At 62.0% G+C, this 25792-nt stretch carries 26 protein-coding genes and 1 tRNA gene; 14 read left to right on the forward strand and 13 right to left on the reverse strand.

Features of this window, described 5'->3' with window-relative positions; all coding sequences use genetic code 11:
- Positions 1–105 precede the first annotated feature (105 nt).
- Positions 106–381, forward strand: a complete 276-nt coding sequence (gene sciP / locus GTW25_RS17635) for a CtrA inhibitor SciP (RefSeq protein WP_024587510.1) — start codon at positions 106–108, stop codon at positions 379–381.
- Positions 382–524: 143 nt separating this feature from the next.
- Here sciP and GTW25_RS17640 read toward each other — a convergent pair whose 3' ends face one another.
- Positions 525–890, reverse strand: a complete 366-nt coding sequence (locus GTW25_RS17640; protein ID WP_252913533.1) for a flagellar export protein FliJ — start codon at positions 888–890, stop codon at positions 525–527.
- Between the two features lie 400 nt (positions 891–1290).
- Between GTW25_RS17640 and ctrA the strand changes: the two genes are divergently transcribed.
- The gene (gene ctrA / locus GTW25_RS17645; RefSeq protein ID WP_024587507.1) at positions 1291–1986 is read left to right on the forward strand and encodes a response regulator transcription factor CtrA; all 696 of its coding nucleotides are present in this window, start codon (positions 1291–1293) and stop codon (positions 1984–1986) included.
- 62 nt (positions 1987–2048) lie between these two features.
- Here the strand turns inward: ctrA and GTW25_RS17650 are convergent, their stop codons facing one another.
- The 6 genes from GTW25_RS17650 to pyrC form a co-directional block, all read right to left on the reverse strand.
- Entirely contained in the window at positions 2049–2417 is a 369-nt protein-coding gene (locus GTW25_RS17650) for a response regulator (protein WP_252913534.1), read from the reverse strand.
- 180 nt (positions 2418–2597) lie between these two features.
- Positions 2598–4157 carry a TerC family protein gene (locus tag GTW25_RS17655; protein WP_252913536.1) on the reverse strand — a complete coding sequence of 520 codons (1560 nt, stop codon included), beginning with the start codon at positions 4155–4157 and terminating at the stop codon, positions 2598–2600.
- 370 nt (positions 4158–4527) lie between these two features.
- The gene (locus GTW25_RS17660; RefSeq protein WP_252913538.1) at positions 4528–4869 is read right to left on the reverse strand and encodes a winged helix-turn-helix domain-containing protein; all 342 of its coding nucleotides are present in this window, start codon (positions 4867–4869) and stop codon (positions 4528–4530) included.
- A gap of 43 nt (positions 4870–4912) precedes the next feature.
- Positions 4913–6538 (reverse strand): AMP-binding protein, encoded by a 1626-nt coding sequence (locus GTW25_RS17665; protein WP_252913539.1) that lies wholly within the window; start codon positions 6536–6538, stop codon positions 4913–4915.
- Between the two features lie 72 nt (positions 6539–6610).
- On the reverse strand, positions 6611–6805 hold the full coding sequence (locus tag GTW25_RS17670) for a DUF3329 domain-containing protein (RefSeq protein WP_252913540.1): 195 nt from the start codon (positions 6803–6805) through the stop codon (positions 6611–6613).
- Positions 6802–7839 (reverse strand): dihydroorotase, encoded by a 1038-nt coding sequence (gene pyrC / locus GTW25_RS17675; RefSeq protein ID WP_252913542.1) that lies wholly within the window; start codon positions 7837–7839, stop codon positions 6802–6804. Before pyrC ends, GTW25_RS17670 begins: the two co-directional genes overlap by 4 nt.
- 102 nt (positions 7840–7941) lie before the next feature.
- On the opposite strand from pyrC, the gene GTW25_RS17680 reads away from it, so the two are divergent.
- The 4 genes from GTW25_RS17680 to GTW25_RS17695 all read left to right on the forward strand — a co-directional run bounded on the left by GTW25_RS17680 (position 7942) and on the right by GTW25_RS17695 (position 11274).
- Positions 7942–8487, forward strand: coding sequence for a DUF2076 domain-containing protein (locus tag GTW25_RS17680; protein WP_252913543.1), 546 nt, complete (start codon positions 7942–7944; stop codon positions 8485–8487).
- A gap of 232 nt (positions 8488–8719) precedes the next feature.
- Positions 8720–9808, forward strand: coding sequence for a methionine ABC transporter ATP-binding protein (locus tag GTW25_RS17685; RefSeq protein WP_252913544.1), 1089 nt, complete (start codon positions 8720–8722; stop codon positions 9806–9808).
- A complete protein-coding gene (locus tag GTW25_RS17690; RefSeq protein ID WP_252913546.1) occupies positions 9798–10463 on the forward strand; it encodes a methionine ABC transporter permease in 666 nt (221 codons plus the stop codon). The genes GTW25_RS17685 and GTW25_RS17690 overlap by 11 nt, the downstream gene beginning before the upstream one ends.
- Before the next feature lie 31 nt (positions 10464–10494).
- Positions 10495–11274 (forward strand): MetQ/NlpA family ABC transporter substrate-binding protein, encoded by a 780-nt coding sequence (locus GTW25_RS17695; RefSeq protein WP_252913548.1) that lies wholly within the window; start codon positions 10495–10497, stop codon positions 11272–11274.
- A 32-nt stretch (positions 11275–11306) separates the two neighbouring features.
- Here GTW25_RS17695 and GTW25_RS17700 read toward each other — a convergent pair whose 3' ends face one another.
- The 3 genes from GTW25_RS17700 to GTW25_RS17710 all read right to left on the reverse strand — a co-directional run bounded on the left by GTW25_RS17700 (position 11307) and on the right by GTW25_RS17710 (position 12916).
- Positions 11307–11756 (reverse strand): type II toxin-antitoxin system VapC family toxin, encoded by a 450-nt coding sequence (locus tag GTW25_RS17700; protein ID WP_252913550.1) that lies wholly within the window; start codon positions 11754–11756, stop codon positions 11307–11309.
- Positions 11753–12004: a type II toxin-antitoxin system Phd/YefM family antitoxin gene (locus GTW25_RS17705; protein WP_252913551.1), complete on the reverse strand. Its 252-nt coding sequence runs from the start codon at positions 12002–12004 to the stop codon at positions 11753–11755. The genes GTW25_RS17700 and GTW25_RS17705 overlap by 4 nt, the downstream gene beginning before the upstream one ends.
- 69 nt (positions 12005–12073) lie before the next feature.
- On the reverse strand, positions 12074–12916 hold the full coding sequence (locus GTW25_RS17710; protein ID WP_252913552.1) for an EamA family transporter: 843 nt from the start codon (positions 12914–12916) through the stop codon (positions 12074–12076).
- A 163-nt stretch (positions 12917–13079) separates the two neighbouring features.
- Between GTW25_RS17710 and GTW25_RS17715 the strand changes: the two genes are divergently transcribed.
- Together GTW25_RS17715 and GTW25_RS17720 are read left to right on the forward strand one after the other, a co-directional pair.
- Positions 13080–14144, forward strand: coding sequence for a dipeptidase (locus tag GTW25_RS17715; RefSeq protein WP_252913553.1), 1065 nt, complete (start codon positions 13080–13082; stop codon positions 14142–14144).
- A gap of 64 nt (positions 14145–14208) precedes the next feature.
- Positions 14209–14283: transfer RNA gene (locus tag GTW25_RS17720), tRNA-Ala, on the forward strand.
- Positions 14284–14285: 2 nt separating this feature from the next.
- On the opposite strand, the gene GTW25_RS17725 is transcribed toward GTW25_RS17720, so the two are convergent.
- Entirely contained in the window at positions 14286–15563 is a 1278-nt protein-coding gene (locus GTW25_RS17725) for a phospholipase D-like domain-containing protein (protein WP_252913554.1), read from the reverse strand.
- A gap of 85 nt (positions 15564–15648) precedes the next feature.
- Here GTW25_RS17725 and GTW25_RS17730 point away from each other — a divergent pair, with 85 nt between their 5' ends.
- The 4 genes from GTW25_RS17730 (at position 15649) to ku (GTW25_RS17745) (ending at position 19218) form a co-directional block, all read left to right on the forward strand.
- The gene (locus tag GTW25_RS17730) at positions 15649–17091 is read left to right on the forward strand and encodes a phospholipase D-like domain-containing protein (protein ID WP_252913556.1); all 1443 of its coding nucleotides are present in this window, start codon (positions 15649–15651) and stop codon (positions 17089–17091) included.
- Positions 17092–17180: 89 nt separating this feature from the next.
- Positions 17181–18035, forward strand: a complete 855-nt coding sequence (locus tag GTW25_RS17735) for an endonuclease/exonuclease/phosphatase family protein (RefSeq protein WP_252913558.1) — start codon at positions 17181–17183, stop codon at positions 18033–18035.
- A 56-nt stretch (positions 18036–18091) separates the two neighbouring features.
- Positions 18092–18403 carry a hypothetical protein gene (locus tag GTW25_RS17740; RefSeq protein WP_252913560.1) on the forward strand — a complete coding sequence of 104 codons (312 nt, stop codon included), beginning with the start codon at positions 18092–18094 and terminating at the stop codon, positions 18401–18403.
- Positions 18404–18411: 8 nt separating this feature from the next.
- Positions 18412–19218, forward strand: coding sequence for a non-homologous end joining protein Ku (ku, locus tag GTW25_RS17745; RefSeq protein WP_252913562.1), 807 nt, complete (start codon positions 18412–18414; stop codon positions 19216–19218).
- Positions 19219–19417: 199 nt separating this feature from the next.
- Here ku (GTW25_RS17745) and ligD read toward each other — a convergent pair whose 3' ends face one another.
- Complete coding sequence (ligD, locus tag GTW25_RS17750; RefSeq protein WP_252913563.1) at positions 19418–21907, reverse strand: DNA ligase D; 2490 nt, start codon at positions 21905–21907, stop codon at positions 19418–19420.
- Position 21908: 1 nt separating this feature from the next.
- Positions 21909–22733 (reverse strand): non-homologous end joining protein Ku, encoded by an 825-nt coding sequence (gene ku / locus GTW25_RS17755; protein ID WP_252913564.1) that lies wholly within the window; start codon positions 22731–22733, stop codon positions 21909–21911.
- A 233-nt stretch (positions 22734–22966) separates the two neighbouring features.
- Between ku (GTW25_RS17755) and GTW25_RS17760 the strand changes: the two genes are divergently transcribed.
- Together GTW25_RS17760 and GTW25_RS17765 are read left to right on the forward strand one after the other, a co-directional pair.
- Positions 22967–24598: an amidohydrolase gene (locus tag GTW25_RS17760; protein ID WP_252913656.1), complete on the forward strand. Its 1632-nt coding sequence runs from the start codon at positions 22967–22969 to the stop codon at positions 24596–24598.
- Between the two features lie 96 nt (positions 24599–24694).
- The gene (locus GTW25_RS17765; RefSeq protein ID WP_290128110.1) at positions 24695–25792 is read left to right on the forward strand and encodes an ABC transporter ATP-binding protein; all 1098 of its coding nucleotides are present in this window, start codon (positions 24695–24697) and stop codon (positions 25790–25792) included.

Consider the following 25792-nt stretch of genomic DNA (forward strand, 5'->3'; position numbering starts at 1 on the left):
GCCGTTCACGAAGGTTACGTTAGCATTACCCGTCATTTAGCCAATTCTTAAAGCTGTGGCCGTAATGTGTCCGTCGACTAGGTCTTTGATGTTGTAGAGAGTACGATGACCGATCTTATCAGACCCAGGGTCAAATACGTGATCGGCCCCGACGGGAGCCCGCTCACGATTGCCGACCTGCCGCCGTCCAATACCCGTCGCTGGGTCATTCGCCGAAAGGCGGAAGTCGTCGCGGCGGTGCGCGGCGGCCTGCTCAGCCTGGATGAAGCCTGCCAGCGCTACAAGCTCACTGTCGAGGAGTTCCTGTCCTGGCAGGCCTCGATCGACGATCACGGGCTGGCGGGACTGCGCACGACACGCATCCAGCAATATCGACACTGATCGTTACTTTCCGAAAAAAGCGCCCGGCAAGACCGGGCGCTTTTCTTTTGCGCCGCCCGGCGCGCAATCCTACCCGATAACGAAAAGCCCGTCAGCGGAACTGTCCGCGACGGGCTTTTGACATGAAAAGGCGTGTTACCGGCTCAGCCGGCGGCGGCACGTCCGGCGTAATCCTGCTCGCGATTGCGATTGTCGAGCGCCTCGGCCTTGGCGAGTTCCGCTTCGGCTTCATTCAGGGCCGCTTCCGCCGCCCCGCGCTGGCTCATCAGATCGTTGCGTGAATTGTGGAGGTTGTCGCGACGCTGGCGTGCGGCCTTGGCGAAGGTCGGATAGGCGAAATGAGTGATGTCGGTGATGCCGGCCTTTTTTTCCTCCGACGCGATCTGCGCGTCGAGTTCACCTGCCATTCGATCGAATTCGGCGATCATCATATCGAGTTGCAGGAGCTGCTTGCGCTTCTCGCCGACCTGAAACTGCTTTAGCCGGACCAGATTTTCTCGTGATTTCATGCTCAACGCTCCCGAACCGCCACACGCACGCAACAGACGACATCGTTACTTTTTTCTTCGCGATCGGCTCGGATCGCGCCAGATGGTAACCATTCGTTTACGCGCATTGTTAATCATAGGGACGAGGACTTAAGGCGGGGTAAAAATTTCCGTCGCAAGTCGAAGCTGCAAAGCGCCCTGCAAAGAGTCGCTTACGCGGAAATTCTGAAGCTCTGATTCATCATCGACCGAGTGCGTTAATCATTTCGAATCAGGGCGCTGAGACAAATTGCTGAATGTTCGCCCGGCCTCTTGCCAGCGGGAATCAGAGTTTGTTAACCATTTGGGTGGCACCGTGTGATTCAGGCAAATCACCATATGTGCCGAGCTGACGGGGCTGTTGGCGGAGAAGGGGAATGAAATGCGCGTTCTGCTGATTGAAGACGACAGTGCGATCGCACAAAGCATCGAACTGATGCTCAAGTCGGAAAGCTTCAACGTCTACTCGACCGATCTGGGCGAAGAGGGTGTCGATCTCGGCAAGCTCTACGACTACGATATCATCCTTCTCGACCTGAACCTGCCGGACATGTCCGGATACGAGGTTCTGCGCACGCTGCGGCTTTCCAAGGTCAAGACGCCGATCCTGATCCTGTCAGGCATGGCCGGCATCGAGGACAAGGTTCGCGGCCTCGGCTTCGGCGCCGACGATTATATGACGAAGCCGTTCCACAAGGACGAGCTGGTCGCCCGCATCCACGCCATCGTGCGCCGTTCGAAGGGTCATGCCCAGTCGGTCATCACGACCGGCGACCTGATCGTCAACCTCGACGCCAAGACGGTCGAGGTCGGTGGCCAGCGCGTGCACCTGACCGGCAAGGAATACCAGATGCTGGAGCTGCTCTCGCTGCGCAAGGGCACCACGCTCACCAAGGAAATGTTCCTCAACCACCTTTATGGCGGCATGGACGAGCCGGAACTGAAGATCATCGACGTCTTCATCTGCAAGCTGCGCAAGAAGCTCGACCTCGCATCCGGCGGTCAGAACTACATCGAGACGGTCTGGGGCCGCGGCTATGTTCTGCGCGAACCCGAAGAAATGCGCGTCAGCGCCTGATCCTCAAGATAGATCAAAACAAAAACCCGGCCTTTGTGCCGGGTTTTTGTTTGTGCGAGTTGTTACGCCGCGATCTGCATCTCGCGGAAGCGTTCGAGCAGGATCGGGCGGTTGAACGGCTTGAGGATGTAGCCCTTCGCCCCTGCCCGTTTGGCGCGCATGATGGCACCCACGTCGAATTCGGTCATGCAGATGACGATGCGCGGCTTGACCGGAACGTCCATCGCCATCGCCTGACGGATGAACTCGACAGTCGCCATATCCGGCAACTGGTTGTCGACGACGATGATGTCCGGCATCTGCGCCGCGCACAAGAACAGCGCTTCGCGGCCGTCGCATGCTTCCACCACGGCCATTTCCGGCGTGGCGAGGATGCGCTTGGCGACCTTACGGATCACATTGGAATCGTCTACGATCATGCAGCGTTTCATCCCGAAATCCTTTCCGTTCATACGACCAGCCCCGCCCCTCGCAATTTGATGAGCATCGGGACCGGTTGAAGACCGAGTTCGGTTTCGTTCCGACGCTCTTGAGGCTCAAGCTACGCGTCCGAAGTAAAGAACCGGGTAAATGTTGCGCTGAATTTTGGGTTAACGTCGCAGGCCGGGCATCTACTCCGCGCTTTGCAGGCGGCGGATACGAACCCGCTCGATCGCGCGGCCGTCGAGCGCGACGACCTCGAACTCAAGATCGCCCGCAACCACCTTCTCACCCACTTCCGGCAGATGGCCGAGTTGCCACAGAAGATAGCCGGCAAGCGTCGAATAGCGGTCCGTCTCGTCTTCCAGATGCGTTTCGAGAAGCGCCGATGCCTTGCGGATATCGACCCAGCCATCGACCAGCCATGTTCCGTCGTCGGCAAGTTCCACCGATGAGCCCTCGTCGTCTTCGTCCGGGAATTCGCCGGCGATGGCTTCCAGAATGTCGGTCGGGGTCGCGATGCCTTCGAACGAACCATATTCATCGACGACGACCGCAAGCTGTAGCGGCGATTTGCGCAACTGCTCCATCAGGCGCAGCACGCTTGCGCTTTCATGGACGATGAGCGGCTGGCGCAGCGAGCGTTCGAGGTCGATCTTGCCGCCCTCGATCAGGTCGCGCAAAAGATCCTTGGCAAGCGCTACCCCGACGAACTCGTCGAGGCTGCCGCGCGCGATGGGAAAGCGCGAATGACCGATCTCGAGAATCTTACGCCGGATTTCAGCCTGGCTGTCGTCGACATCGAGCCAGTCGACATCGGTGCGCGGGGTCATCACCGAAATGACGGGCCGATCGGCGAGCGACAGGACGCCCTCGATCATCTCCTTTTCTTCCGGCGCGAAAAGCTGGCTCTCGGCAGCTTGCTCAGCAATGGCGTCCGCCGTCTCGCCGAGCTGCATATCGCTGCGTTTGCCGCCCAAAAGGCGCAGCACGGCGTCCGCCGTGCGGTCGCGCAGATCGCCGGTCGTGATCATGCGCTCGCGGTTGCGGCGCGCGAGCTGGTTGAACACCTCGATGAGGATCGAGAAGCCGATGGCCGCGTAAAGATAGCCCTTCGGAATGTAGAAGCCGAGCCCTTCGACCACCAGCGCGAAGCCGATCATCATCAGGAAGCCGAGGCACAGGATCACGACGGTCGGATGCTTCGAAACGAAGGCCATCAGCGGCTTGGCCGACAGCATCATGACACCCATCGCCACGATGACGGCGATGACCATGACCGAAAGATGCTCGACCATGCCGACGGCGGTGATCACGCTGTCGAGCGAGAAAACGGCGTCGAGAACGACGATCTGGACCAGCACCTGCCAGAAGACGGCATGCTGGACCTTTCCTTCCTTCTTGACCTGATGGCCTTCCAGTCGCTCGTGAAGCTCCATCGTGCCCTTGGCGAGCAGAAAGATACCGCCGAACAGCATGATCAGGTCGCGGCCGGAGAAGGTCCAGCCGAACACGCTGATCAGCGGCTGCGTCAAAGTCACGATCCATGCGATCGAGGCGAGCAGGACGAGACGCATGAGAAGCGCCAGCGTCAGGCCGATGATGCGGGCTTTGTCGCGCTGATGCGGCGGCAGCTTGTCCGCCAGGATCGCGATGAAAACGAGATTGTCGATGCCGAGCACGATCTCCAAAAGGATGAGCGTGAAAAGACCGGCCCAGGCAGCGGGGTCGGACATCCATTCAAAGAGCATGCAGGGTCATTCGGCAGGGGTGAACTGCCGTCCTTGTGAAACTGGAAAAAAGGTATGGGATTCGGGACGAAGCACGGCGGACAACAATGCCGTCATGCGTGGGATCGGCACGATCGCCGGTCACGAGGGGTCCGAAAAATCCGATGGTCGGCTTGAAAACCGAGGAACGTCCGTGCGCGGGGCCATTTTCAGGTTCCGGCGCGCGGACGCAGGTACTGGGAGGGTGGTCGTCAGGCATCGAGTGTGGCCCCGTCGTGGAGGCCGATCCTTCCTGTCATGGACACCTTTGCAGGTGCAGTCCTTACCCATGTCGCCCAAAATGTCGGTTTCGTCAAATCCTGCTTTGATGACATGTGGATGACGAAGGCGGTCACGCCGCGTCGATTTCCGCCTGAAGAGCAACGATATGTTGCTCGGCGGCGGCGCTGGCAGCGCGTTCTATGGCCCGGAAACGGCTGACGAGAGCCAGCCCGACCGGCGTCAGTTGCGCCCCTCCGCCCTTCTTGCCGCCCTTTTGCGCGGCGATCACCTGCTTGCCGAAGATCGTGTTCATCTCCTCCACGAGGTCCCACGCGCGCTTGTAGGACATGTCCATCGCGCGCGCGCCGGCCGAGATCGAACCGAACGACGCAATGTTCTCCAGAAGTTCGATCTTGCCCGGACCGATGCGACCATCGGGGTCGAGATCGATCCTGAGGCTCAAAGACGGCATGATTTTCTCCGTGGAAAACAGCATTGGACAATGCCCGGCGACATCACGTTCCGCAAGGCTGCGGCTTGCGGCGTTTCAGCTCGCGCAGGTCGAAGGTATCGGCAAGCCTTGTCGGATCGTCACCGGCAGCGAAGATCGTTCCCTTCTGGATTTTCTGGGTGCCTGTCGTCGGCAGTTCGTCGCGGAAGGAAAAATAGCCGGGCGCCTTGAAATAGGTCATGCGCTCCATGCACCAGTCGAAAAGCTCGCGGGCGAAGCGTTCGTCGACCGCGCGGCCGTCTTTAGCGACGACGCAAGCGAACACCTCCTCCTCCCTTAACCTGTCCGGCACGGCGATGACCGCCGCCTGCACGACCGCCGGATGGGCCTGAAGACAGGCCTCGACTTCGGCGGCGGCGATGTTCTCGCCGGAGCGCCGCACGATGTTCTTCTTCCGGTCGACGAAAAAGAGCATGCCGGTCTCGTCCTGCCGCACGAGGTCGCCGGTGCGGAACCAGTCTTCGTGCCACGCCGCTTCGGTGGCCTCCTCGTTCTTGAGATAGCCGGAAAAGAAGGCACGCCGCGGATCGGCATCGTCGGACTGAACGACGAGCTCTCCGACTTCTCCCACGGCCACATCTTGCATTCCGTCGCCGACGACACGCGCACGGATCGTGCTGTCCGGTCGCCCGAAGGCACGGGTGCCGACGCGGCGTGGCTCGACATTGTCGATCAGGCAGCGGCCGACCTCGCTCATGCCCCAAAGCTCCAGAAGCGGAAAGCCGAAGCGCTCTTCGAAAGCCGCATGATGCATAGGATCGACGCCTGCTCCGATTCCAGCGCGAACGGAATTCTCCTGCTCGGCCGGCTCTTCAGGCCGCGCCAGAAGCAGCGCCGGCATGACGCCGAGATAATGGACGATGGTTGCCCCGCTGTCGCGGCAGTCGGCCCACCAGCGACCGGGCGAGAACCGCTCGACCATCGCGTTGCAGCCGCCCTTGAAGATCATCGCCGTCGTGGTCAGAACCAGATTGTTCATGTGGAAGAGCGGTAGCGGATTGAGGAGCCGTTCGCACCCGTCGCCCAGCGCCACGCGCCCGCCCCATCCGGCATAATGACGCCCGGCCTCCAGAAAATAGCGGTTGGTGAGGATGCAGCCTTTCGGACGTCCGGTCGTACCGGACGTATAGAGGATCGCCGCCTCGTCCGCGATGCCCGCATCCTGACGTTCGGCGGGCCACGCGGCGTCGCCAAGTCCGCCCAGCGTCGCCGCGTCCACGACCGGCAGACTGGATACCGGATCGGCGAGCGCCCGATGGAGCAGGTCCCGATATCGCTCCGAAACCACTACGAAGGCGGCTTCCGAATGATCGATCAGATAGCGCATTTCGCTTGGGCGGGCGTCGGGATTGAGCGGCACGATCGAAACGCCGAGACCGTTGAGCGCAAGATAATGCATGTAGAAATCGGGATGGTTGCCGGCAAGCAGCGCTGCCCGGTGACCTATGCCATAGCCCGCTGCCAGGTATCGCGCGCGTGCCGCCGCAACCTTCTTTGCGAATGCGAAATAGGAAATTTCGCTGTAGTGCCGGTTCGGCTCCGTACGGAAGGCAACGAACGGCTGATCGGCATGAACGATTGCAGCTTCATCGAACAGCGCCGCGACGCTGCCGGCTTCCTCCATCGACATCTTTCCTCCTCCTGCCGATCATGTGCAAAGAGGATCAGAACATCATCGCGGACGCAACATGGCCCGATCGACTCAAGCGTCGTCGCGCGGGCGAAAATCGACGAAGAAACCCCAGACCGACAAAGCGAAGAAAGCCAGAAACATCAGACCCCAGAACGACGAACCGGCAACGAATTCGAAGATCGCCCACCCGCCCGTCAGGACGCAGATCAAAAGCCGGATCCAGAGCGGACGAAAGAAGGTATGGTTGGTGTCGAAAAGCTTCACGCCACAGTCCAGTGCAGCGGAAACATCGGGTCGAAGACGGTGACGTCGCCCTCCGCCGTCGCTCGTTTGCGTGGATAGTCCCACGGCGTCTCGTGTCTTTCCAGCGTCACGCGCGCTTCGTTGGGCGCAAGGCGGTAGAAGGTCGGGCCGTTGAGCGATGTGAAGGCTTCGAGCTTGTCCAGTGCGCCCTCCTCCTCGAAGACATGTGCGAGGCAAGACAGCGTGTTGACCGAGGAATAGATGCCCGCGCAGCCGCAGGCACATTCCTTGAGCGGATCGAGATGCGGCGCCGAATCCGTACCGAGGAAGAAACGGGCATCGCCGGAGGTGGCGGCTCCGCGCAGCGCCAGACGATGCTCTTCGCGCTTGGCGACGGGCAGGCAGTAATAATGCGGACGGATACCACCCGCCAGAATCGCGTTGCGATTGATGATCAGATGGTGCGTCGTGAGCGTCGCGGCCGTGTTCCTGTCCTGCGAGCGGACATAGTCGACGCCGTCCTTCGTCGTCACATGCTCCATGACGATGCGCAGTTCCGGCAGACGCGCACGCAGTGGCTGAAGCACACGCTCGATGAAGACGGCCTCGCGGTCGAAAATGTCGATCGACGGATCCGTGACCTCGCCATGGACGCATAGTGTCATGCCGATTTCGGCCATACGCTCCAGAACCGGCATCACCTTGTCGATGTCACGCACACCGCTTTGCGAGTTGGTCGTCGCGCCCGCCGGATAGAGTTTGACGGCGGTGACGAGACCCGACCGGAAGCCCGCTTCGACATCGCCGGCGTCGGTGCCTTCCGTCAAATAGAGCGTCATCAACGGCGTAAAATGGTGGCCGGGCGGAACGGCAGCAACGATCCGCTCGCGATAGCTTGCCGCATCGGCGGTCGTGACCACCGGCGGGACCAGATTGGGCATGATGATCGCGCGGGCGAAATCCGCCGACGTGTCCGAAGCCACTGCCCGCAGCATTTCGCCGTCGCGAAAGTGAACATGCCAGTCGTCCGGCCGCCTGATCGTCAGCGTCTTCATGCTCGCTCCTTCTTTTCGATGAATTCTCCATAGAGATTTCGGCACGAGACCGAAAGGCACCTATATGCGTTTCGAACCTAACGCGAACGAGGAGACGAAATCATGGACCGCAACGACAAGCAGGCAATCGAAGACCTGTTCGGCAAGCTTGCCGAGGTGGAACGGCAAAGCCAGCCGCGCGACGGCGAATCCGAAGCCTTCATCCGCGAGCAGATCGCCCGCCAGCCCGGCGCTCCCTACTACATGGCGCAGACGATTGTCGTGCAGGAACAGGCGTTGAAGGCAGCACAGGCGCGTATCGAAGAACTCGAGGCCGGCGCGTCGCAAGGGTCCGGCGGTCTTCTCGGCGGCTTGTTCGGCGGCGGCTCGCAAAATGCACGCGGCTCGGTGCCGCGCACGGGGCGTTCGCCGATGGGCGCGCCTAACCTGTCCGCACAAAGCGCGGCACCCGGTCGCTCCGGCGGTGGATTTCTGGCGGGTGCAGCGCAGACGGCAATGGGCGTAGCCGGCGGCGTCCTGCTCGCCAACATGCTGGGCGGTATGATCGCAGGCGATGCGCAGGCGGGCGAACCGGGGATCGACGAAGTGGATGCCGGGGCGGATGACGCCGGTTTCGATGGCGGCGACTTCGGTGATTTCGATATCTGAATGAGCTTTCGCCATGCCGGGAGAATGATTTTCCCGGCATTGCCTGAAACTTGGAATGCAAATTCTCCACACGGCATCCCGATTTTGGGCATTGTCCGGGCGAGCCTGACGGCCTAGATCGGCCCCCATGCACAAATCGAACGATACGGTCGCCGCTTTTGGGAGGGAGCAGGCGGGCCGGAAAGGCAATATAAATGACCTCCCCGAATCCGGCAGGACGGCCGGAATGAACATGACGCCGACAAATTTTGCGGCCGCCGAAGCCGTTGCGCAGGACGCCATCGTGCGCTTCGAAGCCGTGTCCAAACGCTTTCCGGCCAGCCGCGCGTCCGGGGAAGTCGTCGCGCTCGACGGCATCGACCTCGACGCGGCGCGCGGCTCGATCTCGGCCATCATCGGCCGTTCGGGAGCGGGCAAGTCGACGCTGATCCGTCTCGTAAACGGTTTGGAAAAGCCATCGACGGGCAAGGTGATCGTGGACGGCACGGACATCGCGCCGCTTGGCGAACGGGCCTTGCGCAGCGCGCGGCGCGAGATCGGCATGATCTTCCAGCACTTCAACTTGCTGTCCTCCCGCACCGTCTTCGACAACGCGGCGTTGCCGCTGGAAATCGCAGGCGTGCCGCGCAAGGAAATCGAAGCGCGCGTCACACCGCTGCTCGATCTCGTCGGCCTCGCCGACAAGCGCAACCGCTATCCCTCCGAGCTTTCCGGTGGCCAGAAACAGCGCGTCGGCATCGCCCGCGCACTTGCGACGCGGCCAAAACTGCTCCTTTCAGACGAAGCCACGTCGGCGCTCGACCCGGAGACGACGCTTTCCGTTTTGGCGCTCCTGCGCAAGATCAACAAGGAACTCGGCCTCACCATCATCCTCATCACGCATGAGATGGAAGTGGTGAAATCCATCGCCGATCATGTCGCGGTCATCGAGAAGGGCCGGATCGTGGAAAGCGGCACGACTTTCGACGTGTTCACCCGCCCGCAGCACGAGACAACCAGGGCGCTCCTCGCCGGTATCCCCGGCATGACGCTTCCCGAATTCGTGCAGTCACGCATCACGCAACAGCCGACGCCGGACAGCGAAACGGTTCTGCGCATCGTCTTCACCGGCACGCATGCGACCGATCCGGTCCTGTCGCGCCTGTCGAAGGATCTCGGCCTCGAGGTCAACATCCTCGGCGGCGCCGTCGATGAGATCGCCGGCCGGCCGTTCGGCACGCTGATCGTCTCGTTCAAAGGCGATGACGCAAAGGTCGCGGAAACGCGCGCGTTTCTGACCGCTCTCGGCCTCACCACGGAGGTTCTCGGCCATGTCGCCTGATATCGCCTGGCTCATCGTCCGCGCCACCGGGCAGACGCTGCACATGGTATCCGTCGCCGCCTTGATCGGCTCGCTGATCGGCATTCCGCTCGGCGTCTTTCTCGCAACATCGGGGCGCGGCGAACTCTTCCACGCCCCGATAACGAACCGCGTGCTCGGCGCGATCGTCAACGCGACGCGCTCCACGCCCTTCATCATCCTCGTCGTCGCCATCATTCCGTTCACGCGCATGGTCGCGGGAACCTCGATCGGCACCACGGCCGCGATCGTTCCGCTGACCGTCGCCACGATCCCGTTCGTCGCGCGATTGGTCGAATCCGCCATCCGCGAGGTCGATCCGGGCCTCATCGAGACGGCACGCGCCATGGGCGCAAGCCCGTTCCAGATCGTCTGGAAAGTGCTGCTCGCCGAAGCGCGGCCCGGTATCACGCTGGCGCTGACGCTCACCGTGGTCAGCCTGATCGGCTATTCGGCCATGGTCGGCGCGGTCGGTGGCGGCGGTCTTGGAGACCTCGGCATCCGCTATGGCTACCAGCGCTTCATGCCCGACATCATGCTCGCCGTCGTCGTCGTCCTGATCGTCCTCGTGCAGCTCGTCCAGTCGGCCGGCGACCGCCTCGCCCGCCAGTTCGACAAGCGCGCACGCCCCCGTTGAATTCACTGATCCCAACCGGAGATAACTCGAAATGTTGAAGACACTTGCTCTCGGCACCGCCTTCGCCGCGCTTCTGGCCGGCTCCGCCTTCGCCGAAACCATTCGCGTCGGCGTCACGCCCGGACCGCACGCACAGATCATGGAGAAGGTAAAGGAAATCGCGGCAGCGGACGGCCTCGAAATCGAAATCCTCGAATTCTCCGACTACGTCGTGCCGAACCAGGCGCTGAACGACGGCGAGCTCCAGGCCAATTCGTTCCAGCACAAGCCCTATCTCGACAATCAGGTCCGTGATCGCGGCTTTACCCTTGTCGACGTTGGCTACACCGTAAACTTCCCGATGGGCGTCTATTCGGAAAAGCACGACAGCTTCGACGCACTGCCGGACGGCGCGACCATCGGCATCCCGAACGATCCGACCAATGGCGGCCGCGCGCTTCTCGTCGTGGCGGATTCTGGCGCAATCACACTGGACGAGTCCAAGGGCCTGAACGTCACCGTCGCCGACATCACCGAAAACGCGAAGAATTTTTCGTTCGTCGAACTCGACGCCGCGCAGCTTCCCCGTTCGCTGGCGGACACCGACGCCTCGGTGATCAACACCAATTATGCGCTTGAAGCCGGTCTCGACCCCGCCAATGATTCGATCTACCGCGAAGGCGAGAAGGCACCCTACGTGAACCTCATCGCCGTGCGCGAGCAGGACAAGGACGCCGAGTGGGTCGCCCAGTTCGTCGCCGCCTACCACAATGACGAGATCAAGGCCTTCGTCGAGGAAACCTTCAAAGGCTCGGTCGTCCCGGCCTGGTAAGACTTCAAAAGGGTGGCGAAAGCCGCCCTTTTTCATTTCGGGAGGGCCTTGAGCGGGTTGATCACCGCGACGCCAAGTGGGCGGAAATGCTTTTCATTTGCGGTCAGCACAGTCAGATTGTTCATCGACGCCGTCGCTGCGATCGCAACATCCTCGAAACCCGGCGCGATGCCGGCTGCGCGCGCACGGTCAAGCAACCTTCCAGCCTCATGCGCCGTGCGTATATCGATCGGCAGGATATGCGACTGCCAATAATGCTCGATCGCATCCCACCACTCGTCGAGCAAGGCGGCCTTTCGTGAGTGACCGAGACGCCGCGCCTTTTCAATTCCATCACGAACTTCCGCTACGGTGATGACAGACAAGAACAAATCCTCGCCGCATTCCTCTATCCAGGCGGCAAGTTGGTCGTCATGCTCGCTACGGCGATGGGCAGGAGCAAGCCGGCTGACAATGTTGGTGTCGACCAGATAGAACGTCAAAACATGTCGTCTTTTAGAGCGCGGGCAGGTCTGCTGCCGCGTTCGGGAGTAACGTCCTCATCGATAGGCGAGTGCGTCAACAACCAGCCGAGAGGCGGGACTCGTGAGAGACGTTCGTACTCCGCATAAGAAATGATCACGGCCTGTTTGCGCCCATGTCTTGTGATCACCGCGGGCTTACCCGAAAGGGCATCGTCGAGCACGCGTGACAGATGCGCTTTTGCATCCCGAAGCTGGATCTCATCCATGCCGCGTTCCTTTTGTGACTACAGTGGTCATAATATAGCGGCGAGTGTATCCATAGTCAAAGGCCGACGTTAAAACCGCATCAGCACCAGTCCGGCAAGAACGATCCCTATGGCAAGGATGCGATAGCCTCGCATCTTCTCGCCGAGGAAGACGACGCCGATGATGACGGCGAAGATGACGCTCGTCTCGCGCAGTGCCGCCACCAACGCGATGGGTGCTACGGTGAAGCCCCAGATCGCGATCCAGTAGGCGCCGAGCGACAGCGCGCCGGCCACGAATCCAGCTTTCCAGTTCTGTGCGATCATCTGCCCGGTCGCCCTGCCCTGCCGCACCAGCGCCCAGAGAAGAAGCGGGATGCCGTCAAGCACGAACAGCCACAGCACATAGGAATGCGCATCCTGCGCCGCCCGCGCGCCGATGCCATCCGACATCGTGTAGCCTGCGATGAAAACCGATGTGATGAACGCGAAGACGATCCCGCGCGGCGACGCCTTCAGCGCTTTCAGGCCGCCGTCGAGCGACAGCGTCACGATGCCGAGGCCGAGCACGAGGATGCCGAGCGTGGCAAGCGGCGAGATGTCTTCGCCGAGAAGAAAGATGCTCGCGCCAAGCGTGAGCATGGGCGCCGTGCCGCGCGCAAGCGGATAGATCTTGCCGAGTTCGCCATACGCATAGGCATTGGCGAGGAAGACGTTGTAGCCGACATGCAGCGCGACCGAGAGCGCCAGCCACGGCCACGCTTCCGCTCGGGGAAAGTCGACGAAGAACAGACCGGGCAGCGCGATGAGCGCGCTCATCGCCGCCAGCATCGTCATCAGCGCCACACGGTCGCCGCGAAAACGCAGAACGGCGTTCCAGCCCGCATGCATCATGGCGGAGGCGAGGACGATCGAAATGACGGCAAGGCTCATGCGTCCGAACTATAGCCGGATACGCAAAAGCACAATCGACGCAGCTTGGCCCAAGGGCATGACGCACGTAGTCCAACCAAAGAAATTTGATGCGAACGCGCCGCGAAGACGCCCTCCATGTGCTTAACTGCGAATCCGCATCCATGAGACGAATCGAGATCCAATGCCTGCAATCACCCCCGTTTTCGATGGTCATAACGACACGCTGCTGCGGCTTCATCTATCGAAGTCAGCCGACCCGGTCGGTGATTTCCTGAACGGCGGCGCGGGCGGTCATATCGACCTGCCACGCGCGATCGAAGGGGGCTTGCGCGCGGGGCTGTTCGCGATCTTCATCCCCTCACCCGGCAAGCCGGCCGATGTCGACGAGATCATGAGCCGGCCCACCTATGATGCACCATTGCCCGAACGCTGCGCGCAGGAAGCGGCTCTCGGCCATACGCTGGCGATGGCCGCGATCCTGTTTCGCATCGAAGCCGCATCGAACGGAAAGGTAAAGGTCTGTCGCACCGCCGCCGAAATCGCGGCGACCGCCGCGGCGGGCAATCTTGCGGCTGTGCTTCACATCGAGGGCGCGGAGGCGATCGACCCGGATTTCAATGCGCTGGACGTGCTGTATCGGGCTGGGCTGCGTTCGCTCGGTCCCGTCTGGAGCCGCCCGAACATATTCGGCCATGGCGTCCCATTCCGCTTTCCTTCGACACCCGACACCGGTCCTGGCCTGACCGATCTCGGCCGTGAACTCGTGCGCCGCTGCAACGCGCTCGGCATCGCGTTCGACCTGTCGCACATCACCGAAAGGGGTTTTTGGGATACCGCCGGGCTGTCCACCGCGCCGCTCGTAGCATCCCATTCGAATGCCCATGCGGTGACGCCGCACGCGCGCAACCTCACCGACGAGCAACTCGCCGCGATCGGCGAGACGAAGGGCATCGCCGGCCTGAATTACGCCACGGCATTCCTGCGCCCTGACGGACAAATGCGGCCCGATACGCCTTTCGAAATGATGCTGCGCCATATCGACCATATGGTCGACAAGGCAGGCATCGACAGCGTCGGGCTCGGATCGGATTTCGACGGCGCGATGGTGCCGGCCGATCTGGGCGACGCGCGCGGCCTGCCAAAGCTCGTCGAAGCGATGCGTGCTCATGGCTATTCAGGCGAAGAAATCGACAAGCTCTGCTTCGGAAACTGGCTGCGCGTGCTCGGCGAAACCTGGAACGGATGACCGACGAAAAAGCCGCCGGTTCCTTTTACCCTTCGCCAACCTCCATGGGGTAGAAGCTCGTCATGGCCTCGTGGCGGAGGGGACGCGAGGGACCTGCAAGTCCCGTCACCCCAGGTTCGATTCCTGGGCGAGGCCTCCACTTCAAAGCTGGGTCCTGAGCCAGCTCGACACCCAGTCCTTCGTCTTTTCCCACCATGACCGGCTCTGCCATTCCTCCAGCGTGATCTGGCGCGACAATTCGAGGTCGGCGTTGAAAATGTCGATCTGCGTCTGCGCGAACACCTCGTCATAGACATTGAGGTTGGACTCGTCGTTGAGCCGGAACGAGCGTTCGTCGAGATTGGTCGAGCCGATCGTCGTCCACCAGCCGTCGACGATCAGGACCTTCGGGTGATACATGGTCGGCTGATATTCATGCAGCCGCACCCCGGCCTCCAGAAGCTCGCCCCAGAAATGACGCGAGCCGTGTCGCACGACAGGCATGTCGGTCTGTTCTCCGGGCACGATGATGTCGACTTCGACGCCCCGCGCCCTTGCATCGAGAAGCTGCCCGATGGCCACGTCGTCGGGCACGAAATAGGCCATCGCGATGCGGATATTCTGCGTGGATCCGGCCATCGCCATCATCAGCATCTGGTGCATGGATTTGGCGCCGCCGTTCGGCGACGATTTCACATGCTGGACACGCAAGTCGCCCAAATCCTCCTGCTCCGGGTAGAACGCGTCGCCCTGAAGCAGTTCGCCCGTCGCCTCGATCCAGTTCTCGGCAAAGGCCGCCTGCATGTCGGCCACCGCCGGCCCTTCGACGCGGTAGTGATTGTCCCGCCATTCTTCCGGATTGCGCGCGTCGCCGAGCCACTTGTCGCCGATCCCCACCCCTCCGGTGAAGCCGACCCGGCCATCGACGATCAGGAGCTTGCGGTGCGTGCGGTAATTGATCCGGTCGAGCGTGTACCAGCGGATCGGGCGGAAGCGCTCGAACGCGACACCCGCTTCGGTCATGATTTCGATGATGTCCTCGTCGAACGGGATCGAACCGACGAAGTCGATCAGCACCCGGACCGGTACGCCCTCGCGCGACTTTTCGGCCAGCGCGGTGGCGAATTCGCGCGCGATCTCGCCGGACCAATAGATATAGGTAGCGAAATTGACGCTGACCTTAGCCTCGCGGATCGCCTGAAGCATTGGTGGAAATATTTCATCGCCGTTGACGAGCGTCTGGATCGTATGGCCGGGCTGCACATCGCCTTCGAAGACCGAATGCATCGTGCGAAGAAATTCAGGATCGGACACGGCCGCGACGTGTGGGATCGGTTCCTGCACCTGCGTACGCGGGGGAACCAGATTGACGATGACGATCGAAAGAATACCCGCAACCGCCAGAACGCCGACGAATTGCGCAATGCGTTTCCAGTTCATGTAACCCCACCGCTCGCTTATTGCGTTCGCCATGTAGGGCGTTCGGTTGACAGGTCCATCGCGCGCGTGATCCATCCTGTACGGCATGTATGAAACGCTTCAGACTTACTGGCCGCACATCCTGTTCGCGCTCGGGCTCCTGATGGGAATTCCGGCGGCGATCCATGCCGCGATGACGAAGGACGACGTGCGCGCGGCGATCGGCTGGGTGGGTGTCATTCTCCTGTCGCCGGTTCTCGGCGCGATCATCTACGCGATTGCGGGTGTCAACCGTATCCGCCGCGAGACGGTCGGCAAGACCAGGACCAGCGAGGACGTCGAAAGCGCGGCCGGCCCCGGACCGGGAGAAACCTCGCCTGCCTTTCCCGCAGGGTCGCGTTTCGAGGCGATGCGAACGCTCGGCGACCGGGTATCGCCCTTCTGGCTGACGGCGGGTAACGAAATCCGGATTCTGCATGGCGGCGACGAGGCCTATCCGGCGATGATCGCGCAGATCGACGCCGCGCAGCGCTACATCGTCCTTTCAAGCTATATTTTCGACAATGACCCGGTCGGCCGACTGGTGGCGGACGCGTTGGCGCGGGCGGTCGCGCGCGGCGTCGAGGTCCGTGTCCTGATCGATGCCATCGGCGCGCGCTATTCGCGCCCCTCCATTCGCGACCGCCTGCGTGACGGCAACGTGCCGAACCGGCTGTTTCTCGGCAACATCATCGGCTTCCGCCTGCCCTATGCGAATCTGCGCAATCACCGCAAGATGATGGTCGTCGACGGCAGCGTCGGCTTTACGGGCGGCATGAACATACGGCAGATGTTCGCCACGTCGCCGGAAAATCCCGAACCGCACCGCGACACGCATTTTCGCATCACGGGGCCGGTCGTCGCGCAGATTTTCGCCGTCTTCGCCAATGACTGGTTCTTCGTCCACCGCGAACGGCTCGACGGCCCTATCTGGCGCGGCGCCGATGACGAGCCGCAGGGTCCGTCGGTCGCCCGCGTGATCTTTTCCGGCCCCGACCAGCGCGTCGATGCGACCCATGCGATGGTGATGGGCGCAGCCGCCGTGGCACGCAAGAGGTTGATTATCGCCTCACCCTATTTCCTGCCGGACCTGCAACTCGTCGGTGCGCTCGCATCCGCCGCCCGGCGCGGCGTCGAGGTGGATATCGTCATCCCCTCGTCGAACAATCTGCGTCTCGTCGATTATGCCATGACGGCGCAGCTCGATCAGGTGATCGGTCCTGGCTGCCGCGTGTGGCGCTCGGCGGGTCCCTTCGATCATTCCAAGCTGATGACCGTGGACGGGCGATGGTCGCTGGTCGGTTCGTCCAATATGGACACGCGAAGTCTACGCCTCAATTTCGAATTCGACATCGAGGTCTACGATCCGCACTTCGCCTCGCTCGTCGAAACCCATCTGCGCGGGCGCATCGCCTCGGGGCAGGAGGAAACGCTGGCGACGCTGAAAGGCCGCGCCTTTACCAAGCGGCTGCGCAATCGCATCGTCTGGCTCGCATCCCCATATCTTTAAGGCGATGTGAGTAAATTCATCGTCAAATCGACGCATTTGCAACGGATTGCGCTGGGCCGCGTTGGATTCGCCATGACCAGGGTCGCAGGATGAAAGCACTCCGCCGGATCGGCAGGATCAAAAAGCTCGCGAATTCGAAGCACATCGCCAATCTGCGCGATGCAAAGACGGTCTACGAGCGCCATGACGGCGCGGGCGACAGGGCCGATCTGGTCGTGGCATCCTACAACATCCACAAATGCGTCGGCACGGATGGCAAGTTCGATCCCATGCGCACGGCCACGGTGATCGACGAGCTTGGAGCCGACATCGTCGCGATCCAGGAGGCCGACCGGCGCTTCGGCACGCGCGACGGTCTGCTCGACCTTCTCCATATCGAGGAAAAGCTGGGACTGAGCGCCGTTCCGGTCGGCATGAGCGACGCCAGCCATGGCTGGCACGGCAATGCGCTTTTGTACCGTGAAGGCGCGGTGCGCGACGTGCAGCGTCTCAAACTGCCCGGTGCCGAACCGCGCGGCGCGATCGTCGTCGATCTGGAGGTCAAGAGCGGCGTATTGCGTGTGATCGCGGCGCATCTGGGTCTTCTGCGCCATTCGCGCGCGCGCCAGATCGAAGCGCTCATCGCCGAAGTTTCTGAATGCGGCACCAAGCCGACGCTCATACTTGGCGATCTCAACGAATGGCGGCTCGGACGGCGTTCGGCGCTCAGCCGTCTACCCGAAACATTCGCGCCGAGCGAGGCATTGCCGAGCTTCCCCTCGCGCTACCCGGTGCTGGCGCTCGACCGCATCGTCGGTACGCCTGCCGATCTCGTCGCGCGTGTGGAAGTGCACGATTCGGAACTTGCCCGAATTGCTTCGGATCACCGCCCGATCAAAGCCCATATCGACCTGAAGCCCATCAAGGCAAACCCCAAGGCACAGACCGCACATCACGCTCTGTGAGCCGGAACCTCCTGTCCCTCGAAGGCGTTTCGTGGGGTATAAAAGGAGTTTCTGAAATGGCACCCACCCGCACCTTGACCGACCGTGACGAAATCCGCGACTGGGCGGCCGCCCGAATGGGCTCGCCGGCCATCAGCGAGGCGTCGCCCTCCGTCGGCGGTGACGATCCGATCCTCTCGCTCGTCTTCGACCAGGCATCCTATCAGGATCAGGACCGTGGCGCGGACGCCGCGATGGCCCTCGGAGGACGCGAGATCGTCGAGTGGGACGAATGGTTCAAGGTCTTCAATGAAAAGGGTCTCGCCCTCGTCGTGCGCGAGGAGGAACCCGGCCGAAAGGATTCCTTCCACGAGATCGTGGCGAGGTAGGACGTACCATGGCTCCGCGGTCGTTCTGGAAGGGCTATCTCAAACTGTCGCTCGTGACATGCCCCATATCCATGATGCCCGCGACGACCGCCGGTGAAAAAGTCCGGTTCCACACGATCAACGCCAGGACCGGAAACCGCATCGAGAGCCGCTATATCGATGCGGTAACCGGCAAGCCGCTCGCCGAGAAGGACGAGGTGAAAGGTTACGAGGTCGCCGAAGACGAGCACGTCATGCTCGAGGATGACGAACTGGCAGCCGTCGCCCTCGAAAGCACGCGCACCATCGACATCGAGAAGTTCGTGCCGGCCGATTCCATCGGCTGGATTTGGCTCGACAAGCCGCACTACCTCGCGCCCGATGACAAGGTGGGCGAAGAAGCCTTCGCCGTCATCCGCGACGCCATGCGCGCCACGAAGACAGTCGGCATCTCGCGCGTCGTCCTCTACCGTCGCGAGCGGGCCGTGATGCTGGAAGCGCGCGGAAAGGGCATCGTCCTGTGGACATTGCGCTATGGCGACGAGGTGCGCGACGACGCCGACTATTTTGCCGATATCGAGAAGGACAAGCCCGATCCGAAAGTCATCAAGCTCGTCAAATCGCTGATCGACGAGCGAACTGCGGAGTGGGACACGAAACTCGTCGAGGACCCGGTTCAGGACAAGCTGAAAAAGATTATCGCGGCAAAGAAGAAAAAGAAGAAGCCCGTCGCGGCGAAAACCAACGCGCAACCCGAACCGGAAACGCCCTCGAATGTGGTGTCCATCATGGACGCGCTGAAGAAAAGCATCGCGAAGGAAAAAGCGGGGAAGTAGCTGGCTGGAACCGGCACGCTTTGATCGAACCTCGCGGCCGTCATTTCTGTGACGAGCACAGAAATGACGGCCGCGAGGTTGAGCGCTCAAGCGAGGAAGAAACTGGCGGAACCCTCGATGCCGTCACCTCTGTGCACGTCACAGAGGTCCATGCCTCGACCCGCCTGTCTTCGCATCACGAAAAAATCTCGCTGGAGACCTATTTCCGGCCCGCCGAGATCACCGCCTCCTTCTTGCGAAAACCCGCCCACGGGTCCGCATCGAGATTGTCGAGCCGGGCTAGTGCGTTCGCTACCGTGAAATGATCGGGGCCGATCTCCGCTGTCAGTTCGTCCCAGGCAAGCGGCATCGAAACCGTCGCACCGTCGCGCGCGCGGCTCGAATAGGGCGCGACGGCGGTCATGCCGCGACCGTTACGCAGATAGTCGATCAGGATCTTGCCCTTCCGCTTCGACTTGGTGATCGTCGCGACGTAATCGTCCGGCGCATCTTCCGCCATGTCGTCCGCAATCTGTTTGGTGAACGCCTTCACCGTGTCCCAATCGGCCTTGGGCTTGACCGGCGCGACGACGTGTAACCCCTTACCGCCCGACGTCTTGACGAAAGCGGTCAGGCCCTCGGCCTCCAGCCGCTTGCGAACCTCGCCGGCCGCCTCGATCACCCGCTCCCAAGAGACGCCCTCGCCGGGGTCGAGGTCCATGATGATCATGTCGGGCTTTTCGATATCGGCCAGCGACGCGCCCCAGGGATGGATTTCGAGCGTTCCGCCCTGCACCAGTCCGATCAGGCCGTCGAGATCGTCGATTGCGATACCCGGCTCGTCGGAATCGTCCAGTTTCTCATGGACGGTCAAGATTTCCTTGCTCTGGCCTTTCCAGGCATGCTTCTGGAAAAAGCACTGGCCCGACGTTCCGGTCGGGCAGCGTAAAAGCGCCAAAGGCCGATTGACGATGAACGGCGCCATGAACGGCCAGACCTGGCTGTAATAATCGGCCAGCCCCTCCTTGGTGACGCCCGCATCTTTCCAGTAGACGCGATCGGGATGGGTCAGCTTGACCGCGCTCTTCGGCTTGTCCTCGCTCCCGCCCGTCTTGCCGCCTTCACGCACGATCTCGCTCGCTTTCTTGTCTTCGCGCATGCCTCGAAACGAGGCGTGGCGCACATTGCCGTCCGCGGTCCACGAGCGGAATTCGACCTCTGCGACCAGCTTCGGTTCCACGAAATGCGCGCCGCGTTTCGCCTCGGCTGAAAGCTTGCCGTCGAAGGGCGCCTCGTCGGCGTCGATCGCGCTCAGTTGCGTGAACAGATCTTCGGCGATCTTTCGCGAAAAACCCGTACCGACCCGCCCGGCATGGATCAGCTTCCTGCCGTCGTGATAGCCCAGAAGCAGGGAGCCGATCGCCTTTTTCGAGGTCGAGGACGGCACATAGCCGCCGACGACGAACTCCTGCCGATGCGCGCATTTCGACTTTACCCAATTGCGGCCGCGCCCCGATTTATACGCGCCGTCGCGCACCTTGGAGATCACCCCTTCGAGGCTGAGCCGACAGGCGTGACGCAGGATCATCTCGCCGTCTTCCTCGAAATGGGCGGAATAGCGCAGCGCGGCCGGTGCATCGGTCAAAAGCGCCTCGAGAGCGGACTTTCGGTCGATCAGCGGCGTCGCGCGAAGGTCCATCCCGTCGAGATATAAAAGATCGAAGCCGTAGAAGGTGAAGCGATCCGAGCGCCCCTCGGAAAGGTCGGCCTGCAACGCGGAAAAGTCGGATGCGCCGGCACTGGTCTCGACCACGAGTTCGCCGTCGATGATTGCATCCTTTAGTGAGAGCTTACGAAAGGCGTCGGGCACTTCATCGCCGAACTTCTCCGTCCAGTCGAGCCCGCTGCGGGTCAGCATCGACACCTCGCGGCCGCGCCGATGAACCTGAAGCCGGTAGCCATCGAACTTGATCTCGTGCAGCCATCGCGCACCGTCCGGCGCAGTGGGTTTCAAGGTTGCCAGTTGCGGCTCGATGAAACCCGGAAATCCCGCCTTCTTCGCTTTCTTCAACTTTGCCGGCTGCGGGCGCGGTGCATCGGGTTCGATCTTGCCCGTCTTCGACGACCATCCGGGCGCTTCGTTTTCGACATCTGCGATCAGGCGGCCGGTCTTCACCGATTCCGGCCGCTCCTCCAGAATGTCGGGATCGTCCTGGTCGCGCGCGAATTCGTCGTCCGCCTTGATCAGCAGCCAGTTGTCGCGTTTTTCGCGCGGCTTGCGGGCAAGTCGCACCAGATGCCAGCGGCCGGTCAGCTTCTCGCCGTCGAGCTCGAATTCGATATGGCCCTTCTTCAGACCTTTCTGAAAATCATAAACCGGCTTCCATGTGCCGCGATCCCAGACGATGACGGTGCCGCCGCCATATTCGCCCTTCGGGATCGTGCCTTCGAAATCGCCATAGTCGAGCGGATGGTCCTCGACATGGACGGCAAGCCGCTTTTCGCCTGGAACGAGGCTCGGCCCTCGCGTGACTGCCCAGCTCATCAAGGTGCCGTCGACCTCCATGCGGAAATCGTAGTGGAGCCGCGTGGCGTCGTGCTTTTGCACCACGAAGCTGTTGCCTGCGGCTTGTTTCCTGCGGGCAGAGCCCGACGGTTCAGGCGTCTTCTTGAAGTCGCGCTTCTTGCGATAGGTGTCGAGCGCCGCCATCTCAGCTTGCCTTGCGCTTCGGCGTCTCGGCCTTCGGCTTGGCGGCGGGTGCCTTCTTGCCCGCGCTTTCGCGCAAAGCCTCCATCAGATCGATGACCTTGCCCTTCGCCTCGCGTTTGGGCTTCTCGATGGTCTTGCCCTCGAGCTTCGCCTTCACCAGCTTGGCGAGCGCGGCGTCGTAACGGTCATCGAACCCGGCAGGATCGAAGCTGCCGCTCTTGGTGCTGATGATATGTTTGGCCAGATCCAGCATCTCGCCCTTGATAGCGAGTTCCGGAATGCGGTTGAACGCCTTTTCGGCGGCGCGCACCTCGTAGTCGAAATTGAGCGTGTCGGCGACGAGCCCACGCCCTTGCGCGTGGATCAGGAGCGTGCGCACGCGGCGGAACAGAACGGCGGTGGCGAGCGCGGCGACGCCCTTCGCCTTCATCCCCTCGCGGATCAGGCCGAAAACCTCCTGCGAGGCGTCGTCCGACGGCGCGAGATAATAGGGCTTGTCGAAATAGACGGTATCGACGTCCGGACAGGCGATGAAATGCTCGACGGACAGCATCTTGTCGCTTTGCGGCGTGGCGGCGGCAATCTCTTCGGGATCGAGCAGAACATAGCCGCCTTTGGACGTCTCGTAGCCCTTGACCTGATCGGCGCTATCGACCGGCTTGCCGGTGTCGGAATCCACATATTCCCGCTTCACGCGATTGCCGGTCTTGCGGTTGAGGATATGGAAGGAAATACGCTCGGACGTCGTCGCGGCCGAATAGAGCGCGATCCCGCAAGCGAGTTCGCCGACCTTCAAATGACCTTTCCAGATTGCGCGCGGAGCCACAGCCACCTCGATACCAAAACGCTGCAAGCATAGAACTCGCAGGCAGGCCGGGCGTTCCAACCCGGCATTATTGCATCCTTTGTGTGCATGCCCACAATCTGCTCGCCTCACCGGCAATAGGGATTGCCCCCGTCACGCTCTCCGGCCTACGATCGGTGGGAGACCAACAGCTTCAGGGGCAAATCTTGGCAGCACTCGCCGATCTCATCGTTACAGGCGCAAATATCCTCACCATGGATGCCGACCAGCCGACTGCCAGCGCGATAGCCGTCGCGAACGGCAGGATACTCGCAGTCGGCAGTGATGCCGAGATCGAGCCGCTCGCCGGCCCTGAAACACGGCGCATCGCAGGCGAAGGCCGTTCGCTTCTGCCCGGTTTCGTCGAAAGCCACCTGCACCTGTTTTCGGGAGCCGCCGAACTCGACGATCTTCACCTGACCCATGTGCATGGCCTCGACGCCCTGACGAGGGAAGTGCGAAATTACGCCGCCGCTCATCCCGACGCGCCCTTCCTGATGGCACAGCACGCCGATTATGCCGTGATTTCGCAAAGCGAGCGTGTCACCCGCCATCACCTCGACGCGATCCTGCCCGACCGCCCATTCGCAATGATGGCGGCCGACCATCACACGGTTTGGGCGAACACGCTCGCGCTCGAAGCCGCCGGCATTCTTCATGGTCGCAGGCTCGGCCCCGGCAACGAGATCGTCATGGGCGACGACAGCCTTGCTCTGGGTGAATTGCGCGAGTTCGAAGCCTTTGCATCCGTCCTGATGCTGACTGGAAAAGGTCGCGCGGGCCTCGGCCTGTCGACGGGCGGCGAGCCTGATCCGCTGCCCTCACCCGAAGAGCGGGAAGCCGACCGCGCCATATTGCGCAAGGGCCTCGCCTATGCGGCCCGCCACGGCATCACGTCGCTGCACAACATGGACGGCAATTTCTACACGCTCGAACTCCTGACGGAGATCGAGGCGGAAGGCGCGCTGACCGTACGCGCCAAGGTGCCGTTCCACTTCAAGGCTTTCATGGAGACCGCCGACCTCGATAAAGCGTCGCTTATGGCCGAGACCTATCGGTCCGACTGGATTTCTTCCGGCTTCGTCAAATTGTTCTACGACGGCGTTCTCGACGGCTGGACCGCTTTGATGATCGATCCGTACGCCGACAAGTCCGACTGGCGCGGCGAGCCGCTCTTCGCGCCCGAGCGCTTTGACGATCTGGCGTGCGAGATCGACCGGCGCGGCTTGCAGATCGCCGTGCACGCGATCGGCGACGGCGCGGTGCGGGCCGTGCTCGACGCCTACGAGAGGGCGCGCGAGGCGAACGGCGAACGGGACAGCCGCCATCGCATCGAGCATATCGAGGTCACGACGGCGGCCGACATTCCCCGTTTCGCAGAACTTGGCGTCGTGGCGTCCATGCAGCCGCCTCATCCGCCCGGTGCGATGGATTTCCCGGTCGAGCCGACGGCATCGATGATCGGCCGCGAACGCTGGCCATGGTCCTATCCCTGGCGCACGCTGAAGGAGGCAGGCGCACTGGTTTCGTTCTCGTCCGACTGGCCGGTGGCGGACATTTCGGTCCTGCGCGGCATCAAGGCGGCGCTGACGCGCAAGCCGTGGGCCGACGACATGCCCGGCCAGTCCTTCACGCTGCACGAGGCCATCGAAGCCTACACCGCCAAAGGTGCTTATGCCGGCTTCGCCGATGACCGGCTCGGTAGCCTGAAACCCGGCTACCTCGCCGATTTCGTCATCCTGTCCTCAGATATCGAGGCCGTCACGCCCCATGAAATCGATACGCTCGACGTTGCGATGACCGTTTGCGGCGGGAAGGTTTCGTACGACGCCGCAACCTCCGGCTGAAAACCACAGAAACTTCCTATCATCCTCATTTTCAGGGTGAATTCGGCACGAAAACGCGGCTAGTCTAACTTGCCCAACGGATACGGAGATGCGCGCTTGCCTTCCTCGACGACCCGGTCGGATATCGAAATCGATCAACTGAGCAAGGTGTTCGGAAGCGGCGACGACGCAGTGCGCGCGCTCGACGCAGTCAGCCTCACTATTCCCGAAAACGAGTTCTTCACGCTTCTCGGTCCGTCGGGCTGCGGCAAGACAACTTTGTTGCGGATGATCGCGGGCTTCGAGCAGCCGAGTTCGGGCGCCATCAGGCTCGGCGGATCGGACATTGCGGACCTGCCGCCGAACAAGCGGCCGGTGAACACGGTCTTCCAGAGCTACGCGCTGTTCCCGCATATGACGGTCGCGCAGAATATCGGCTTTGCCCTGAAGATGCTCGGCAGGCCGAAAGCCGAGATCGAGGCGACGGTTGCCGAGATGCTCAAGCTGGTGAAAATGGAGCCGATGGCGAACCGCAAGCCGTCGCAGATTTCCGGCGGACAGCAACAGCGTGTCGCGCTCGCGCGCGCCCTTGCGCCACGGCCGCGCGTGCTCCTTCTCGACGAGCCGCTGTCCGCGCTCGACCTGAAGCTGCGCAAGGAAATGCAGGTCGAGCTGAAGCGTCTTCAGGGGGAAACCGGCATCACCTTCGTCTTCGTCACCCACGATCAGGAAGAGGCACTGACCATGTCCGACCGCATCGCGGTGATGAGCGCGGGCAAGGTGCGCCAGGTCGGAACGCCGCGCGAAATCTACAACCATCCCGCCGACCGCTTCGTCGCCGATTTCATCGGCGATACGAACTTCCTGACGGCGACCGTCGAAAAGGCGAACGGCGCAACCGCCCGCGTGCGGCTGCCGTCCGGGCACCAGCTCGATGCCGGCTTGCCGACCGGCCTGTCTCCCGTCTCCGGCGACGAGGTGACGCTCGTCACACGCCCCGAACATGCGCGGCTGGCTACCGAAGGACCTCTCAAGGGAACGGTGGAGAACGCCGTCTATTTCGGCACCGACACGCATATCCATGTGCGCCTCGATACCGGCGATCTTTTCATCCTGCGCAACCAGAACACGACCAGCGCCGCCGCTTTGCCCGAAAAAGGCGATCCGGTCGCGATCGCCATTCCGGACGGTGCCGTCCGGATCGTGAGGTCGTGA

Source organism: Aliihoeflea aestuarii (genome assembly GCF_024105665.1).
GTDB classification, from domain to species: Bacteria; Pseudomonadota; Alphaproteobacteria; order Rhizobiales; family Rhizobiaceae; genus Aliihoeflea; species Aliihoeflea aestuarii.

Bases quoted from the DNA above. Each gene is read 5' to 3' on its own strand.
- GTW25_RS17740 (WP_252913560.1), top strand. From the start codon at position 18,092: ATGGCACCCACCCGCACCTTGACCGACCGTGACGAAATCCGCGACTGG.
- GTW25_RS17725 (WP_252913554.1), bottom strand. From the start codon at position 15,563: ATGAACTGGAAACGCATTGCGCAATTCGTCGGCGTTCTGGCGGTTGCG.
- ligD (WP_252913563.1), bottom strand. From the start codon at position 21,907: ATGGCGGCGCTCGACACCTATCGCAAGAAGCGCGACTTCAAGAAGACG.
- GTW25_RS17715 (WP_252913553.1), top strand. From the start codon at position 13,080: ATGCCTGCAATCACCCCCGTTTTCGATGGTCATAACGACACGCTGCTG.
- sciP (WP_024587510.1), top strand. From the start codon at position 106: ATGACCGATCTTATCAGACCCAGGGTCAAATACGTGATCGGCCCCGAC.
- GTW25_RS17665 (WP_252913539.1), bottom strand. From the start codon at position 6,538: ATGTCGATGGAGGAAGCCGGCAGCGTCGCGGCGCTGTTCGATGAAGCT.
- ku (WP_252913562.1), top strand. From the start codon at position 18,412: ATGGCTCCGCGGTCGTTCTGGAAGGGCTATCTCAAACTGTCGCTCGTG.
- GTW25_RS17730 (WP_252913556.1), top strand. From the start codon at position 15,649: ATGTATGAAACGCTTCAGACTTACTGGCCGCACATCCTGTTCGCGCTC.
- GTW25_RS17685 (WP_252913544.1), top strand. From the start codon at position 8,720: ATGACGCCGACAAATTTTGCGGCCGCCGAAGCCGTTGCGCAGGACGCC.
- GTW25_RS17655 (WP_252913536.1), bottom strand. From the start codon at position 4,157: ATGCTCTTTGAATGGATGTCCGACCCCGCTGCCTGGGCCGGTCTTTTC.
- GTW25_RS17650 (WP_252913534.1), bottom strand. From the start codon at position 2,417: ATGAAACGCTGCATGATCGTAGACGATTCCAATGTGATCCGTAAGGTC.
- GTW25_RS17735 (WP_252913558.1), top strand. From the start codon at position 17,181: ATGAAAGCACTCCGCCGGATCGGCAGGATCAAAAAGCTCGCGAATTCG.
- ctrA (WP_024587507.1), top strand. From the start codon at position 1,291: ATGCGCGTTCTGCTGATTGAAGACGACAGTGCGATCGCACAAAGCATC.
- GTW25_RS17760 (WP_252913656.1), top strand. From the start codon at position 22,967: ATGGATGCCGACCAGCCGACTGCCAGCGCGATAGCCGTCGCGAACGGC.
- GTW25_RS17690 (WP_252913546.1), top strand. From the start codon at position 9,798: ATGTCGCCTGATATCGCCTGGCTCATCGTCCGCGCCACCGGGCAGACG.
- GTW25_RS17695 (WP_252913548.1), top strand. From the start codon at position 10,495: ATGTTGAAGACACTTGCTCTCGGCACCGCCTTCGCCGCGCTTCTGGCC.
- GTW25_RS17640 (WP_252913533.1), bottom strand. From the start codon at position 890: ATGAAATCACGAGAAAATCTGGTCCGGCTAAAGCAGTTTCAGGTCGGC.
- pyrC (WP_252913542.1), bottom strand. From the start codon at position 7,839: ATGAAGACGCTGACGATCAGGCGGCCGGACGACTGGCATGTTCACTTT.
- GTW25_RS17705 (WP_252913551.1), bottom strand. From the start codon at position 12,004: ATGGATGAGATCCAGCTTCGGGATGCAAAAGCGCATCTGTCACGCGTG.
- GTW25_RS17660 (WP_252913538.1), bottom strand. From the start codon at position 4,869: ATGCCGTCTTTGAGCCTCAGGATCGATCTCGACCCCGATGGTCGCATC.
- GTW25_RS17680 (WP_252913543.1), top strand. From the start codon at position 7,942: ATGGACCGCAACGACAAGCAGGCAATCGAAGACCTGTTCGGCAAGCTT.
- GTW25_RS17710 (WP_252913552.1), bottom strand. From the start codon at position 12,916: ATGAGCCTTGCCGTCATTTCGATCGTCCTCGCCTCCGCCATGATGCAT.